At 38.9% G+C, this 355-nt stretch carries 1 protein-coding gene; it reads right to left on the bottom strand.

The window, feature by feature from the left end:
* The coding region (locus tag EXE44_RS18630; protein WP_199241291.1) for a pentapeptide repeat-containing protein at positions 1-355 on the bottom strand (355 nt) is incomplete at both ends.

Genomic DNA, 355 nt, shown 5'->3' on the forward strand with positions numbered 1-355 from the left:
CATTTTGAGTCAAACTCAGAATTATTGAGATCAACTTCACAAAATCTTGCGCCTTTGAGGTTTGACTCACTGAAGTTGTTTGACCTAGTATTGGTGCGATCATGGACTACATGCTCACTCTCCTCTCTATTTTCAGGTATGAAAGATGTGTTTTTCATCTCTGCGCCCTCAAATCGAGAATTGTAAACAACGCTTTCTACAAAATCGCACCCGTTTAGGTGAGAATTCTGAAAATTCGCGTCGAATATTGCCACGTTTTCAAAACAAAAATTTCCCGGGAGACTTTGTGTACCAAATTCTAGTCCATCTATCCTTTCTGATTCCTCTATCGCTGCTATTAATTCTTCAGATTGTT

This window comes from Halorubrum sp. SS7 (assembly GCF_005435055.1).
GTDB lineage: Archaea > Halobacteriota > Halobacteria > Halobacteriales > Haloferacaceae > Halorubrum > Halorubrum salinarum.